The sequence below is a fragment of the Dehalococcoidales bacterium genome, assembly GCA_035529395.1.
Lineage (GTDB): Bacteria > Chloroflexota > Dehalococcoidia > Dehalococcoidales > Fen-1064 > DUES01.
On sequence record DATKWT010000045.1, the window covers coordinates 1 to 14,985 of the forward strand.

The window sequence follows — 14,985 nt, forward strand, 5'->3', positions numbered from 1 at the left end:
GGACAGCCCGGCGTAGATGAGCCGGGGGTTCAACTGGCTCAGCGCATCGTAGTCCAGTTTGAACTTCTCCCGCTCGAAGAGCCGCAGGTTGGTGGTAAAGACATCGGCACTTTCCACCAGACGGTAGATTACCTCCCGACCCTCGTCCTGCGAGAGGTCAACCGCCAGGCTCCTTTTATTGCGGTTATAGGTCTCCCAATTGTAGTTGATATCGGACGGTGCACCAGCACCACCACTACCCAGGCCGGCCTGGAAACCCCGCCATGAGTCCCCGGTCTTCGGGTTCTCTACATGGATAACGTCAGCACCAAAATCAGCAAGGTGGCGGGCCGCCATCGGTACCGCAGCCACCTGTGAAACATCTATGACTTTGATACCGTCAAGCGCCTGGTTCATGTAGTCCTCCGGGTCATTCTTCGCGCACGTGTTTACTGAACGCCTTTGCTGACTTGGCCGGGCTGGCTGGTCGACATCTGTTCTACATCCGTGGAAGAAGCAGTGCCATATCATACCACACCACCGGCCATCGTTGGGCCACCCAGCAAACACGATATCACGTCAGGAATAGCCCTTTTTCTTCGTTGACAACCACCAGTAGTGACGTCTAAGCTTATTCATGGACAGCATGCGGGGAGGCAGTACTATGAATGATGTCGAGGTTCTCAGGGAGATGCTTCCCTTCCTTATACCGGTCGGCGTTATCGAACTCGGTCTGATGGCTTTCGCCCTGGTTGACCTTACCCGGAGGGAAGTGGTCAAGGGCGGGCGGAAGTGGCCGTGGGCAGTGGTGATTGTCCTGCTCGGCATTATTGGCCCCATCATCTACCTTCTTATAGGGCGGGAGCAGTACTAGTATGGAAGCTATCCGCTGCCAGAATCTTACCAAACGGTACGGTGAGATTACAGCTCTGGACAACCTCGACCTCACTATCGAGGAACACTCGGTCTTCGGTTTCCTCGGACCCAACGGCGCCGGTAAGACCACCACCGTCAAACTACTGACCGGGCTAAGTATACCCTCGGCAGGCACCGCATGGATTGCCGGGGAGGAAATCACCACCGGCAACGCGGTAGTCCGTACCGGTATTGGATTCCTGCCCGATGTTCCTGCCTTCTGCGACTGGATGACAGGGCAAGAGTTCCTTACCTTTGTTGGCGAACTGCACGGTCTTCCCTCACGAGAGATTTCCCTGCGCCGCGATGAACAACTCGAACTGGTCGATCTGAAAGACGCAGCCCGGCGCAAGATAGGTGGCTACTCGCGCGGCATGAAACAACGTTTAGGTATTGCACAGGCGTTGATAAACCACCCTCGTGTACTCTTCATGGACGAGCCTACCTCTGCCCTCGACCCCGTGGGCCGGCGTGATGTGCTGCTGTTGATAGAGCGTCTGAGAGAGCAGACCACTGTATTTATGTCAAGCCACATCCTGTCCGATGTTGAGCGCGTCTGTGATGTCGTCGGTATCATCGACAAAGGCAAGCTGGTCATCCAGTCAACCGTAGAGGAACTCAGGCAGCGGTATACCCGATCCATCTTCGAACTCGAGTTTGAGGAGGACACCGCCCCCCTGATGGCCAGAATAGAGTCTGCTCACTGGTTGGCCACCCAGGAGTTAGTAACTATCAATGAAGTTCCTACTCTACGTGTCCAGGTCAACAATATCGCTGAGGCAAAGCGGGAACTGCCGGGACTGGTCGCTGCCAGCGGGCTCACGCTACTCCGCTACGAACTGACACTACCGAGCCTGGAAGACATCTTCGTGGACCTGGTGGAAGGCGGGGGTGCGCCATGACCGGCCTGGTAGCCCTGCTCAAGAAGGAACTGAGAGAGCAACTGAGGACGTATAAACTGCTGATTGTTACCGCCGTCTTCCTGTTTTTCGGCTTTGCTACTCCCCTGCTGATAAAGTACACGCCACAACTCCTGGAGGCAACGGGAGAGGATATCATAGTGCAGATGCCGGAGCCCAGTGCTGCAATGGCAATCGGGGAATACGCCGGTACAATTGTCCAGATCGGCGTTCTGATAGCCGTTCTCATGCTCATGGGTGCAGTCGCCCGAGAGAGGAACAGAGGACTCGCCGCCATGATTCTCAGCAAGCCGGTCAGCCGGGGTGCTTACATCACCGCTAAATTCCTGGCGACAAGTGTCAGCTTCATAGCTGCCCTTGTCCTGGGTTCAACCGCCTGCTGGATATACACCGTTCTACTCATCGAGCCTGCCAGCGTATCCGCTTTCCTCGGTCTAAACCTGCTGATGGCACTCTTCCTGGTCTTCTGTCTATCGGTCACGCTGCTCTGCTCAAGCCTGTTCCGAAATCAGCTGATAGCTGGTGGTGTGGCCCTGGTTGTCCTGGTTGTCCAGGCACTCCTCACCCAGGTACCCGGTTTTGGAGACTACATGCCCGGTCAATTGACCGGCTGGGGAATAGGGTTGCTTTCCAGTCCACAGCCCGCGGCATGGCCCGCCGTGGCGGTATGCATGGTACTCACGATTGCCTGCTTGTTCCTGTCCCCCGTGGTATTGCGTCGCAAGGAGCTATAACCGTAACGGTGTCCTAGCGCAATATGTACCCGCCGTCAACATTCAGGGCCTGGCCGGTGACGTTTCGGGCGTCATCGGAAGCAAAGAAGACTACCGCCCGGCCCATATCTTCGGGGGTCTGCTCTCTGCCGAGAGGGGCATTGGGCTCAACAAGGCGTGTCCGCCAGAACTCCTCGGGCGTCAACTCCTCAATCTCCGCACCAGCAAAACGCTCCGGAAGCTCTTCTCCGGACTCTTTTGCCTGCTTGATTTGGTTGTACATAGCGGTTGCCCCTCTCTCCCATAGCGGGGTGTAGACCCACCCCGGGCAGACACAGTTGACATTGATGTTGTTCGGGGCCAGCTCACGGGACAACGACCACGTGAAGGAAATCACACCTGCCTTGAACACCGAATAGGGCATATTGCCGAAGTCGCCCAGTCGACCGGAGATGGACGAGATGTTGACTATCTTACCGCTCTGCTGCGCTGTCATGTGGGGAACAACAGCCCGGCACATGATAATCGTCGGCTTGAGGTTGATTTCGTAGGAACCCAGCCACTCTTCGTCGGTGCGGTTCGTTATGCGAGCCGGCTCAGTCCGGGATTCCGGTACTCCTCTCATACCACCGACGTTGTTGACCAGGATATCAATCCTGCCAAAGCAGTCCATTACGGCAGCTACCGCTCCTTCCACATCATCACTGGCGGTAAGGTCAGCGACTACAGGAAGTGACCGGCGTCCCATCTTCTTGACCTCATCGGCTGCGCTCCGGGCGTGTTCACCATCAATATCAATCACGGTAACATCCGCGCCTTCTTCAGCGAGGCAACGGACTATGCCCCTGCCAATCCCCTGCGCTCCACCGGTAACTACCGCCACTTTTCCTTCGAGTTTCAATCGACCCTCCTTTGTAGAACTTATTTTCTACCTAACTATGGTAGCGGTGTCTCCAGAATCCACCTGCGGATGTTCTCGGCGACTTCCTCTCCGGCGTCCTCCTGGATGAAGTGACCTGCGTTCCTCACTCCTCAGCTTCTCCCTCATCGCTTTCACGAGACTCTCGCGGCCGTCCCGCGTAATCCTCCGGGCAGGACCTTTTGTGCACTCTTCCCTTACAGCGCATCCCTTACAGAACTTGCCTCGGTATACAATGAACGGTGGCTTGCCTTTCCGTTTCATCTCTTGATATCGCTTTAAGTCCTGACCCTCAGGACAGATATAGACATCCCTCATCTGGTCGTACTGAAAGTTGCTTTTGTGATACCTTTTCTCAGACTCGCCTTTCTTCTCCAGCACTACAAAGAAGTCATCAGGCATGTAGGCATCTAGCCCCCTCTGCTGAGTATATTCCAGATTCTCATAAGATGAGTATCCAGCATCAGCGCTTGCCTCTTGGGGCAGAGTCCCCAGATTTTGTTCCACCGCTTCTACCATCTTTATTAACTCGTGGTGGTCAGTCGTTTCCTGGGTGATGTCGGCAGCTACGATTACTTGCTCCTTTTCGTCCACTGCAATCTGTCCATTGTAGCTGGGCTGGATTGCCCTGCGGCTGTCCTGCATCAGCCGAGATTCCCGATCGGTTATATTGACGCGCTTAAGCTTTCCCCTTTCAAGCGTTTCCCTTGCCTCGTTGAGCCTCTTCAACCGGTATTCCTTTTCTCGGAGTTCCTTTACCATCTCCGAGCCATCCCCATCAGGATGCGCCTGTTCTTCGCTCTCATCTATCCGGATCGAGGCTTCGATCATCCGTCTCACTTGCTCCTTGATGCACTTAATCTCCTTCTCAAGACTGTCCCTGTCGCGGCTTTGCCTCAACGCAGCATTGGCTTTAAGTTTTGTGCCATCGAAGGCTATATGCCCGAGTCCCACCATGCCCACGGAGGCGCAGAGCCTAACCACCTCCACGAATAGATCCGGAAGAATACCAGCATGCTGGGAACGGAAAAGGCAGATGGTTCTGAAGTCAGGTGTTTGTAGCCCCGATAGAAACATGAAAGCAGTATCAGTTTTCAGTTCTTGAGCAACTCTGCGAGAGCTATATATTCCTAGGCTATAGGCATAGATGATCACTTTTAGCATCATCGCTGGATGATAGGCTGGTGCCCCGCCACCTTCATACTGACCAAGTAAAAGCGACGAATCAAGGGTATCCACCACATCACTGATAATACGCACTTCGTGATCCTCAGGTACAAATTCATCCAGCGATGGGGGAAGTAGAAAATTCTGATCTTGTCTGTATTCCTTAAATATCTTCATCTCGTGGCCTCCAACGGAAAGACCTTCTTGTGGAATATTATACCCTACTTTGCCACGTGGGTGTGATCGTAGGGGGACTTTTTAGACAGCCTGATATAGTATGTTGTTACCTCGATATGGCATATAAAGGTTCCTGGCTTGCCCCCATAGAGGGTGCTACTTCTTAGATCTCGGTTACAGTCAATATCCGTGTTTCATTCACGGCAAGGAGGGACTATAATAGGGCTGCCAGGGAGCAGAGTAAAGAGCTTTGACTGTCGATTAACTCAAAGGCTACAATTGTTCCACTTTTGCTGACCACATACATACGGGGGTAGGTCAGCGTGAAAGCCGTCACATAAACTGAAATGGAGGAAAAAAGGACGTCAACATGAGTGAGAAGCATTTAGAAGACAAAGTCGCCTGGGTGACCGGTTCCTCGCGGGGCATTGGTCGGGTGATTGCCGATCATCTGGCGGCCTTGGGGGCGAAAGTAGCGGTTCACGGCACGAGTCCCACCTCAACCCGTGCCTTTAATGAGGCTGAATCGCTGGACGCGGTGGCCGAGGCCATTACCGCAGCCCATGGGAGCGTAGTGCTGCCAGTCTGGGGCGATCTGACCGATGCGGCCACGGTTAAGCAGGTCGCCGAGCAAATTCGCCAGAAGTTCGGCCAGATCGATATTCTGGTGAACTGTGCCGGAGGTGACATCGGTTCGCAGGGTGTTATGGGAGAGAATGCCGGTAAACCGCTGTCCAACGATGCCGTGTTTATTGCCCTGGAAGATGTGCGGACAGTGCTGGACCGGAACATAATGACCTGTATTTTGTGTTGTCGTGAGGTGGCGCCGGAAATGATCGCCCGCAAAGCAGGCTGGATCGTCAATATCGGCAGCGTTGGTGGGCTGTCGGGCCACGCTGGAGAGGCGATCTACTCAACGGCTAAAGCGGCCGTCCACGAGTATACACGCTGCCTGGCGGCCCAGTTGCGGCCCGATAACGTATACGCCAACGCAGTTGCGCCCGGGCCGATTATTACACCCCGCTTTGAAGCCAGCCGGCCCATTAATGAGTCCATGAAATTGACCGACGGTACGCTCGAGCGGTACGGCTGGCCGATTGAAATTGCTCGGGCGGTTGAGTTTTTTGTTACCCAGGATTCGTCATACATAACCGGGCAGGTGCTGCGGGTGGATGGCGGGATTCAATTGTGGCCGGCTTAAAAGCCGGCGAGTGTCTTTGTTTTGGGAAATTGAAGCCCGGTGCTCTACCTAAGCCGAACTCCTAACTGCAGTTGCCTACAAAACGCATAGGGTCACAATCAGCCAGATTGTTAGATCACGACCCCCTGTGCGTGCGGAATGTAGCTGCGACATTTGAGGGAGGAAGTGCTGTTGAGGTAGTAACTAAGCAATCTCCACCAAATAAGGGCTAGCAAACCATTGAAGAGCTGCTAGCCTTCCCCTTTAATCTACTATCGCAGGGTAAATCAAAGACTTCAATTGACCCCGGAAATTAAAGGTATTTGACGGCATTAGCTGCGTTAAGAATATTACGATGAGGTCCTGGGCCGGGTCTATCCAGAATATAGTACTGGCGGCTCCTCCCCAGTAATACTCACCAAGCGAACCTACCTGCTGGGATTTAACCAAGTCAATGATGACAGCGAAACCAAGTCCGAAGCCGACACCTTCATTAGCCGTCTCACTGAATGCGCTTATACTGAGGTCAGTAAGGTCTTGATTTCCCGGCAGATGATTAATCGTCATATATTCAATTGTTCTTGGACCCAGAAGACGAGCGCCGTCAAGTTCTCCCCTATTTAAGAGCATCTGGCAGAACCGGTAATAATCGGCCGCAGTTGAAACAAGCCCACCACCACCGGAAAAACAGGCAGGAGGCGTCAGATATGCACTCTTAGCAGGGTCATCCATTAGCTGCAATCTCTTCTTATCATCACGATTATAATTAGCGGCGAAACGGTCTACCTTTTCTGGAGGTACATGGAAACTGGTATCTACCATTCCTAATGGCTCGAAGATATACTCCTTCAGGTATTCGTCAAAACTCATTCCGGATATCACTTCCACCAAGCGACCGCATACATCAGTCGAAATCCCGTAATTCCACCTCGTACCCGGTGAAAACTCAAGGGGTAATTTAGCTACTTCTTGAACCATTTCCTTAAGTGTTCCCTTACGTCGGTCCATTACATTTAACTTCTGATAAGCTGCACCTACCGGCGTACCTAACTCCGCGGGTGCACCATACGTAAGACCTGAAGTATGTGTAAGAAGGTCTCGAATAGTCATGTCCCGCTCTGACGGTTTCGTCACGAAGTTTGGGTATTCTCCGGAAACATAAACCTCCAGGTTTCTCCACTCAGGTATGTATTTGTAGACTTGGTCCCCGAGCTGGAAGTGACTGTGCTCATAAAGCATCATCAAGGCAACCGTAGTAATCGGCTTGGTCATCGAATAAATACGAAAGATAGTGTCCTCAGCCACAGGTTTTGCCCGTTCGATATCCATCATGCCTGTGGGAGATAAATAGGCTACCTTACCATGGCGGGCAACCAGGGTAAGAGTACCGGCGATTTTCTTAGGTATCAGATACCGGTTCAGTAGGTGGTTTTCTATCCGGACTAGGCGTTCACCTGCGAGGCCGACTTCTTCTGGATTTGCTACTTTAATAGTCACGATTAATTCTCCTTATGTTTCAGTGCCCTCTGCAGCGAAGGCTGCATCTTCATCTCGCGGAACTCGTTGATGGCGAAGCCCAGGTGCTCAACGACCTCCATCCTCTTTTATTACAGTCAGAATGTCTGTCAATGAGGAGATAGTGAGGCCATCCCACTGTTCGCGGTTCATCAGATGCGACTCGGTGCTGTCTGCATCAGGGCGGGTCAGGACAGGCTTCATACCGACGCCTAGTGCTCCACTTAACTCCTGACTACCACCATCACCAACAAACAGGCATTCCTCTGGTCGGACCTCAAGTCGTTCGGCTGTGAGTTTGTATATCCGTGGGTCAGGCTTCCTCATTCCCACTAAGCATGAGAATACTGCCACATCAACCAGGGGAGCGAAAGGCGTTTCTGGCCAGACAGTCGGAATCTCGTGAGTGCAATTGCTGAGGAGGCCAATCTCATACCCTTCTTCCTTCAGGCGCAAGAGCACTTCTATGGCGCCCGGCTGCGGCGTCATAACGTCACGTATATGGTCCAGCCTATGTTGTACTGCGAGTTGCACCTGCTTATCTCTGGGAAGTACACCCAGTTCACGACAGACTTGTTTAACATCGGCCTCGCAGTTCTGATTTACACCTGTGTTCCGCTTTCTTGAAGTGGTGAACCACTCCCGCCTGAAGTCATCGGAAGGTAGTGATAGTGCAGAAGCCATCTTAACCAGTGCTTCGTTGTAATCTTGAGACGAGAAGTTGCCTGCCAGCGTCCCAAATAGGTCGAATATTACAGCTAGATACCCCATCGTTTCGAGTTACGCTCTCAGAATCTCCTTGTATCTCGGTTCACCGGTACAGCCTATGGGTAGCTACTTACCGAATAGCTCCGCGGCTCGCCTCATGTTGGCGACGACGTCCACACCGAATGGGCAGCGGTCTGTGCAGATACCACACTCGGTGCACGCTGAGGCGTGAACGGCGAGGGATTCATACTGGGTGATGGTGTTGCCGTCCATGCTGTAGCTAGCAGTATCTGTGATTCGCGTCGTCACGGCGATGTCTATGGCCTCTGGACAAGGTAGGCAGTGGTTGCAGTACATGCAGGCCCCATGCAGCTTCCACATGGCGTTAGTATCGATAGCGCTGTAGTCCTTCTGCTCGTCGGTGGCATCCAGATAGGCAAGTGCCGCCCTCATCTCGTCGACATTCTTGCAGCCGGGCACGATGGTGGTGACGCCTGGTTGTGACAGAGCATAGCTGGCGCATTGTACCGGAGTCAGGACGATGGAACTGGGATTCTCGGGATTGAACAGCCGACCAGCGGCGTAGGGCTTCATGGCCACTACGGCAACACCCGCGGCGGCACATGTATGGTACAGCTCCTGGCGCGTCGGTGACGTAGTCTCTTGCACCGCTTCGGCTTTCTGAAACGTCCCAGGCTCCCACACAGTTTCGAATCTCATATCACCGGGCAGGATGTCCGTCGCTGGATTCACCGGGAACATCAGTACGTCAATGTGTCCGCCCCTCACTGCCTTAAGGGCAACAGGTACGGAGTGGCCGCTCATTCCGAGTAGTCGTGCCTTGCCTTCCTTCCGGAGTCGCTGGGCTACTCCCAGCAGACCCTCCGGCTCAAACACCTTGTTATAATCACCCTGCTCATCAACGCAGTGCAGCATAAGCACATCGACGTAGTCCGTCTGGAGCCGTACCAGAAGGTCCTCGAAGGACTTCTCGCACAACGCTTTCTCCCTATGGGGAGTGTACTGGTTATTCTCCAGTACAGCCCCTAGATGACCGGCAACCATCACTTCCTGGCGCCTGCCCTGGAGGGCAATACCGAGATTCTTTCTTACCGCTGGAGCAGGCAAAGGTATATCTATGTAATTAAGGCCCTTGTCCAGCGCTTCGTCTACCACGGAGACAACAGTGTCTAGCGAGGCCGGTCTTCCCAGACTGAAGTCCCATAGATACTCGGCGCCCAGTCCTATGACACCGACATCCAGACCGCTTCTTCCCAATTTACGATACTGCATACGCCAACGACCCTCCTCTGTTGCCGTGAACGTTCCCCTACTGAGCCGGTGCCCACAGTCTATGACTGGGAGGTGAGGATGTCAAGCAATGCAGCTTGCCAGATGCGGGCATGAGTACCCTCTCACCTGCCCGTGCAGCTACTACGACGGCTTTTGGCAATATTATGTACTTGTTGCGGTTAACAAAACATCGGATTGGTCAACCGAAGACACAAAACCTAGGATTGTTACCTATGGTTTACCATATGGTTTACGATGACGTTTACCATACCGTTTACCTGTATGGTTTACCTCCGTTATTGCAGCTGATATTTTTCTCTAATCGAGGCTAATACAGGAGGGGGGGACCCGCCTGAGGGTACACGTGAAAAATGAAGGAACTCTGTTGCAGACGCCACACGGAAAAACGTGAAAGAGAAGGTCTCTTGATTGGATAGGCTATCAGCGAACAGAGTAGAACCGGTTACCCGTGGCTGCCAGCGCGGAGTGCCGCCAGGCTGACGGTCACACACATAGTCTTATTGCTGGATGAGGCCGACTCACCGGATACGGAAACAGGTATACGGTACGGTTGATTACCGCAGGTGGGATAGATCCCCTCAGCTCAGGAGCAGCCGGATCGTTTTGTCGATGCCCAGTTGTGGGCTCAAGCGGGCAACCCTTACCGCGTCTCTCACGTCCTGGCAACGACCGCCAAGCTTCCTGGCTATCTCTTCCGCAAGCTCTGGAGTGCTACCTTCACGATGTACCAATACGCCCTCGACGACCGAATGGAACTGTGCCGCGTCATAAGGTCTTAGCGTCCGCATGGCAAACCTGGACATCAGTTCCGGAGATAGCCTGGCCACTCGGTTGGTTGCTGCCACGACTCTAATGGCAATGGTGGCATCGAGTGCCCTGCCTTTCTTGGCCCGCACCAGTCTACCACCCTCCATCAAGCTGAGTAATGCCGCGGTATCGACGGCGCTCATCTTGTCCAGTTCGTCGATGAGCAGAATCTGCGGCTCCCGTTCCGCTACCACGTCCCACAGTCCCGCCTTGCTGGTTGCCGACCCAACAAGCCATAGAGCCTGCTTGCCACACACTCGCTCTATGTCCCACAGGAATAGGGACTTTGCGAGTGCCGGTGGCCCTGCCAGCAGCACATGCACTGGCTTGTCCGCAAGGAGTGCAGCCGTCAGGAGTTCCTTGACATCTTCATGGCCAATGATGTCTTCGAAGATGTCGCTGGGGAGTGTCACGGTTTCATCTCGATGTTTCTCACAGGCTTCTGATGCCTCCGTCAGCAGTGTTGCCTGCTGCCGGCCCAGGTCGGTTAGCAGCAATCCCCGATGGCTGTTTGAGTGGAACTTCTCCTCAAGCAGTCCCTTCAGCAATAGGCTATTCAGAGTAGGTGGGGCAACACGGACATCACTCCAACGCCATCCCAGGCTGAAGTCCTCCGGATCATGGGTCTGCTCGTATTCAAGTGTCTTGAGTAAGGCATCCGTCTGCTTCTGATTTAGGTTCATTCTACTCACCTCCCAGTGATAATAACAACGGCAGGGTGTAACTCCTTTGTCCCCTCTCCCTTCGGTTCTCTACCCCGTTCCGCCGACATTTTGCTGACAAACTGCTCAGTATCAGGCAGTATATGATGGTATGTCCAGGTACGATACATCACCGCGGTAACAACAGAAAAGGACCAGATACTACCTGGAGGGGCGGTGTGGGACATCGGGCTTCTTATGTTGGCTAAGACGTAGTCTACCAGACGACCGGATATCCGGTCCTCCCAGGCAGTCTATCACCAACTTGACTGCCAATTGTGCACTTCCACAAGGGGAAGGGGAAGAGATTATATCTGGGGGACACCGGCAGAATCTGGTTTCGGATTCTGCTAACGTCATTCTGTAAGAATGACGCCCAGACACCCCCGCCATAGGGGGCTCAGGCCCTTTCCAAGGGGTAGGCCCACTATGGACTTCCCTTTTTCAGAACCCTGTCAGAGTAGTAGCTCCATTTGAAAGCAGGGTAAAAATGCAGGGCAAACGAAGTTTGTATTAAGTTAATGCCCCACAGCAAGCTGTGGGGTAGTTTATTATATTCTCTAGCTATGGTAGCGGTGTCTCCAGAATCCACCTGCGGATGTTCTCGGCGACTTCCTCTCCGGCGTCCTCCTGGATGAAGTGACCTGCGTTCCTGATGGGCAGCGGGGGAGCGCAGTTGCGGAATATATTGCGGAACATACCCTCTCCTGCCCTGGTTATGGCGTCTCCCTCTGCCCAGGGTAGAAGTACCGGTAGCTCAAGCGTCTTCAGCACCTCGATGGCAACATGGTTGTCATAGGCACCGGGATGGTCCGGGCGTATCGGTACCTGACGGGGCCAGAGGAGGGCCGCTGTCTGATACTCCACCGAAGGGAAGGGCGCCCCGTAGGCGGCTGCTTCGGCTTCGGTCAGTTCGCGGTTGCCGACCGCCTGCTTCATCATTGCCGGCAGGTCGAACTCTGCCAGCCGTTGTGAAAGCCTTCGCCACGTCATAAAGGCTCCTCCCATTCCGCCGGTCTCCGCAGCAGACGACCCACCAGGTCTACCCCCATCGGGGATACCGGTGTTCATCGGGACAATCCGGGCAAAACGTTCGGGCAACTGAGAGACAACCCGCAGGCCAACCAGACCTCCCCAGTCCTGGCAGACCAGCGTGATTCGCTTGAGGTCCAGTTCCAGGATGAGCTTCCGCATCCAGCGCACGTATGCCCTGTAGCTGTATGCGTTATCCGCAACCGGCTTATCGGACCGTCCAAACCCTATCTGGTCGGGCACTATGACACGGCCTACCCCGGATAGAACCGGTATCATGTGTCGGTACAAATACCCCCAGGTCGGCTCACCGTGAAGCATCAGTATCGGGTCGCCGGAGCCTTCCTCCACGTAGGCCATGCGCAGACCTTCAATCTCCACATAGCGCGGCTCGTAGGGGTAGTCCGGCAGATTGGCAAAGCGTTCCTCCGGCGTACGCATCACTGAGCCGTCAGGCCAGGACAACTGCACCCGGTCGGTCTGCTGCTGAGCGAACCCGGCCACCAGCCTGATATCGGCGGGGTCCATGCCCTCGGTGACTTCCGCCACCCACGTCCCGAAGTCAAGCAGGTCACTATCAATCTCGTGCTCCGGGGGACGCGGCTCGTAGCGGTCCCAGAAACCGAAGACGGTGGCTGTCGAGGGCCGACCCCTACCGAGGTCCCCCAGTTCCAGGGCGTAGAGGTGGTCATGCTCCGAACGCCAGTAGACCCTGCCCGCGCGGATACCGGTCGCTCTCTCCAGTGCTTGGGCGACTTCCGGGCGGATATCAAGCTCCTGCTCTACCAGCAACGGGTCGGCACGGAGATAGGATAGCTGTTCAGCGGATGGTGTAATGAACTTCATAATGACCTCCCCACCGTCCTGTCAAGGAACTCGACTATGCTTCGGGCGATATCCGGGCCGCGGTCATCCTGAAGGAAGTGCGCCGCATTTTCAAATGTTATCGGGCCTTCGGCATGTGGCAGTAATTCCTTCAGTCGGTTAGCGTACTCTATTGGAAAGACATTGTCCTCCGGCGCCCAGATAAGGAGGGTCGGAATCCGAGCCAACTCCGGCAACCGTCGCTCGATGGTGAGCATGTCCTCCCAGCCACGGTCGCCTTCACGCATCGGGATGGTGCGCGGCCATGTCAACACCACGTGGTCCGAATCCGCCTCATCGTAGATGTGGTGATAGGCACGGGCTTCCGGCTCACTCATGCCCCGCCGGGAGACAAGTGATGGCCCGGCGTGGGACAGAATCTTGTGCCGTTTCATAAAGAACTGACCTATCAGCGGTGCGTGCCACGTTGTCCAGGGACGCGACGAAGAATGGAAGCGGCCGACATTACCGGTAAACAACCAGGTATTCATCAGCACCATTGCATCGAGTCGTTCCTGGCGCTGCAAGGCGGCACCAACTCCCTGTGGGCCTCCCCAGTCCTGCCCCACGACGACGAATCCCCGCAGTCGTAGCTGGTCCATGAGAGATACCAGGTCGGCAATGTGGTGGGGCGTCGTGAGAGCGCTGTCTACCCGCGGTTTGTCAGAGTAGCCCGCCCCAATCCAATCCGGCACGATAACCCGGTACCCGGCCTCGGTCAGCGGCGGAATGAAATAGCGGTATAGGAAGCCCCAGGTGGGATTTCCATGGAGGAGCAGGACCGGTCGGGCTCCGGGGTCACCCTCGTCGATGTAAGCCATAGTCCGCCCGTTCACGGTAGCCGCATGCTGCTCCCAGGGAAAGATTGCCTTGAGCCAGTCAGGTCTTTCAAGCAGTTTTCGGGTCATACGAACATCACCTCCTTTCGATGAGAGAAACAGAATAGTGTTTCAGGTTAACCGTAAGCGCAATTATAGCAGGCTGCTACGATAGCCGACAAGCAGAGTCACACAACCCCGATGTCCCGGCCTCGTTATTGCACCTGCCCGCTTATTGCCAGCACTCGCTCCAGCACCACAGCCACACCGTCGTCATCATTACTGGTAGTGGAATATCTGCAAAGGGATAGTACTTCAGGAACGGCATTAGCCATGGCTACCGCAGTACCACATGAGGCCAGCAAATCAACATCCGGAATATCATCTCCAAAGGCAAGCACATCAGCCATTGCGATTTCCCGCGACAGGAGGAGATGCCGTAGAGCGCCGGACTTTGATGCCCGGATACTCAGGATATTGAGAAACGTCATCCCGTTAGCCGGCACCACTGATACAATATCGCCATATCGCCGCGAGACCTCCGCAGCAAGGTCAGAGACATCGCTCCCACCACGACTGGCGGCAATCTTTGCGGGGTTTCTCGACAGAGCCTCGTCCACGGACGTGACCATATCCGGTGTTGCCGCGTTGAACCGCCAGAGCGTGTCTGCGTCGGCTGCCCAGTTGGCACCGAATTCCCAACCTTCGATTTCCACCGTCACGCGCACTTCCGGTCCCATGCCTACGAGCAGGTCCACAATGCCCCGGGCCACCCCTGTCGGGAGCACCTCCCGAAACTCACCTGACAGTGGCGGTGTTGTCAGGGCGACAGCGCCATTCATAACTACCAGAGAGCAGATGTTTGTCAGGTCATTACCGACCAGGCGGCGAAGCGTCCGGATGGGTCGAGAGGTGGCAATAACAACGGGAATGCCCCGTGCTACGCACCCTCTGATAGCCATGCGATTGCGCTCGGATAACTGTGTCCGGTTGTTTAGCAGGGTCCCGTCAAGGTCAACGGCAATCGCACCGGGAATACGGTTAAATGTGGGAATGTTCATCGCTTTCCAACTCCGGAACAGCACCCTCTTAAGTACGCATAGGTCACGCAGACAGCGCTAAGCGCCAAAAACATTATGTGTCAAAGAGACAACTTTTGCAAAGTAAACGGGAACTGCCGGTTGACTGTTCGAATGGGCAGCATATGCTTCGGGGAAGGACGCCCGGGTCACCGTTCCGCGATATTGATAATTGTC

General features: G+C 54.7%; 14 protein-coding genes. 4 read left to right on the forward strand and 10 right to left on the reverse strand.

Translation table 11 applies throughout. The annotated features are described in order from the left end of the window. On the reverse strand, nucleotides 1–396 hold a 396-nt coding region (locus tag VMW13_02900), incomplete at its 3' end, for a CoA transferase (GenBank protein ID HUV43759.1). A 247-nt stretch (nucleotides 397–643) separates the two neighbouring features. Here VMW13_02900 and VMW13_02905 point away from each other — a divergent pair. Genes VMW13_02905 through VMW13_02915 form a run of 3 tightly spaced genes read left to right on the forward strand, consistent with a single transcriptional unit; the run spans nucleotide 644 to nucleotide 2,548 of the window. Next, nucleotides 644–853 carry a PLD nuclease N-terminal domain-containing protein gene (locus tag VMW13_02905; GenBank protein HUV43760.1) on the forward strand — a complete coding sequence of 70 codons (210 nt, stop codon included), beginning with the start codon at nucleotides 644–646 and terminating at the stop codon, nucleotides 851–853. Between the two features lies 1 nt (nucleotide 854). Continuing rightward, nucleotides 855–1,796, forward strand: coding sequence for an ABC transporter ATP-binding protein (locus VMW13_02910; protein ID HUV43761.1), 942 nt, complete (start codon nucleotides 855–857; stop codon nucleotides 1,794–1,796). After that, nucleotides 1,793–2,548 carry an ABC transporter permease subunit gene (locus VMW13_02915; protein ID HUV43762.1) on the forward strand — a complete coding sequence of 252 codons (756 nt, stop codon included), beginning with the start codon at nucleotides 1,793–1,795 and terminating at the stop codon, nucleotides 2,546–2,548. Before VMW13_02910 ends, VMW13_02915 begins: the two co-directional genes overlap by 4 nt. 13 nt (nucleotides 2,549–2,561) lie before the next feature. Here VMW13_02915 and VMW13_02920 read toward each other — a convergent pair whose 3' ends face one another. Beyond that, on the reverse strand, nucleotides 2,562–3,428 hold the full coding sequence (locus tag VMW13_02920) for an SDR family NAD(P)-dependent oxidoreductase (protein ID HUV43763.1): 867 nt from the start codon (nucleotides 3,426–3,428) through the stop codon (nucleotides 2,562–2,564). A 27-nt stretch (nucleotides 3,429–3,455) separates the two neighbouring features. Next, entirely contained in the window at nucleotides 3,456–4,790 is a 1,335-nt protein-coding gene (locus VMW13_02925; protein HUV43764.1) for an IS1182 family transposase, read from the reverse strand. A 370-nt stretch (nucleotides 4,791–5,160) separates the two neighbouring features. On the opposite strand from VMW13_02925, the gene VMW13_02930 reads away from it, so the two are divergent. Beyond that, a complete protein-coding gene (locus tag VMW13_02930) occupies nucleotides 5,161–5,991 on the forward strand; it encodes an SDR family NAD(P)-dependent oxidoreductase (GenBank protein HUV43765.1) in 831 nt (276 codons plus the stop codon). Between the two features lie 243 nt (nucleotides 5,992–6,234). On the opposite strand, the gene VMW13_02935 is transcribed toward VMW13_02930, so the two are convergent. The 7 genes from VMW13_02935 to VMW13_02965 all read right to left on the reverse strand — a co-directional run bounded on the left by VMW13_02935 (nucleotide 6,235) and on the right by VMW13_02965 (nucleotide 14,790). Then, nucleotides 6,235–7,467, reverse strand: coding sequence for a serine hydrolase domain-containing protein (locus tag VMW13_02935; GenBank protein HUV43766.1), 1,233 nt, complete (start codon nucleotides 7,465–7,467; stop codon nucleotides 6,235–6,237). Between the two features lie 87 nt (nucleotides 7,468–7,554). Continuing rightward, nucleotides 7,555–8,256 (reverse strand): HAD-IA family hydrolase, encoded by a 702-nt coding sequence (locus VMW13_02940; GenBank protein ID HUV43767.1) that lies wholly within the window; start codon nucleotides 8,254–8,256, stop codon nucleotides 7,555–7,557. Nucleotides 8,257–8,319: 63 nt separating this feature from the next. Then, on the reverse strand, nucleotides 8,320–9,486 hold the full coding sequence (locus VMW13_02945) for an aldo/keto reductase (GenBank protein ID HUV43768.1): 1,167 nt from the start codon (nucleotides 9,484–9,486) through the stop codon (nucleotides 8,320–8,322). Nucleotides 9,487–10,085: 599 nt separating this feature from the next. Continuing rightward, the gene (locus tag VMW13_02950) at nucleotides 10,086–10,997 is read right to left on the reverse strand and encodes an AAA family ATPase (GenBank protein HUV43769.1); all 912 of its coding nucleotides are present in this window, start codon (nucleotides 10,995–10,997) and stop codon (nucleotides 10,086–10,088) included. Between the two features lie 582 nt (nucleotides 10,998–11,579). Beyond that, a complete protein-coding gene (locus tag VMW13_02955; protein ID HUV43770.1) occupies nucleotides 11,580–12,893 on the reverse strand; it encodes a haloalkane dehalogenase in 1,314 nt (437 codons plus the stop codon). After that, nucleotides 12,890–13,819: an alpha/beta fold hydrolase gene (locus tag VMW13_02960; GenBank protein ID HUV43771.1), complete on the reverse strand. Its 930-nt coding sequence runs from the start codon at nucleotides 13,817–13,819 to the stop codon at nucleotides 12,890–12,892. The genes VMW13_02955 and VMW13_02960 overlap by 4 nt, the downstream gene beginning before the upstream one ends. A gap of 125 nt (nucleotides 13,820–13,944) precedes the next feature. Further along, the gene (locus tag VMW13_02965; GenBank protein HUV43772.1) at nucleotides 13,945–14,790 is read right to left on the reverse strand and encodes an HAD-IIB family hydrolase; all 846 of its coding nucleotides are present in this window, start codon (nucleotides 14,788–14,790) and stop codon (nucleotides 13,945–13,947) included. Nucleotides 14,791–14,985: the final 195 nt, after the last annotated feature.

Coding starts and splice junctions, on each gene's coding strand:
- VMW13_02925 (HUV43764.1), bottom strand. CDS start 4,790: ATGAAGATATTTAAGGAATACAGACAAGATCAGAATTTTCTACTTCCC.
- VMW13_02940 (HUV43767.1), bottom strand. CDS start 8,256: ATGGGGTATCTAGCTGTAATATTCGACCTATTTGGGACGCTGGCAGGC.
- VMW13_02950 (HUV43769.1), bottom strand. CDS start 10,997: ATGAACCTAAATCAGAAGCAGACGGATGCCTTACTCAAGACACTTGAA.
- VMW13_02915 (HUV43762.1), top strand. CDS start 1,793: ATGACCGGCCTGGTAGCCCTGCTCAAGAAGGAACTGAGAGAGCAACTG.
- VMW13_02965 (HUV43772.1), bottom strand. CDS start 14,790: ATGAACATTCCCACATTTAACCGTATTCCCGGTGCGATTGCCGTTGAC.
- VMW13_02910 (HUV43761.1), top strand. CDS start 855: ATGGAAGCTATCCGCTGCCAGAATCTTACCAAACGGTACGGTGAGATT.
- VMW13_02945 (HUV43768.1), bottom strand. CDS start 9,486: ATGCAGTATCGTAAATTGGGAAGAAGCGGTCTGGATGTCGGTGTCATA.
- VMW13_02960 (HUV43771.1), bottom strand. CDS start 13,819: ATGACCCGAAAACTGCTTGAAAGACCTGACTGGCTCAAGGCAATCTTT.
- VMW13_02930 (HUV43765.1), top strand. CDS start 5,161: ATGAGTGAGAAGCATTTAGAAGACAAAGTCGCCTGGGTGACCGGTTCC.
- VMW13_02905 (HUV43760.1), top strand. CDS start 644: ATGAATGATGTCGAGGTTCTCAGGGAGATGCTTCCCTTCCTTATACCG.
- VMW13_02955 (HUV43770.1), bottom strand. CDS start 12,893: ATGAAGTTCATTACACCATCCGCTGAACAGCTATCCTATCTCCGTGCC.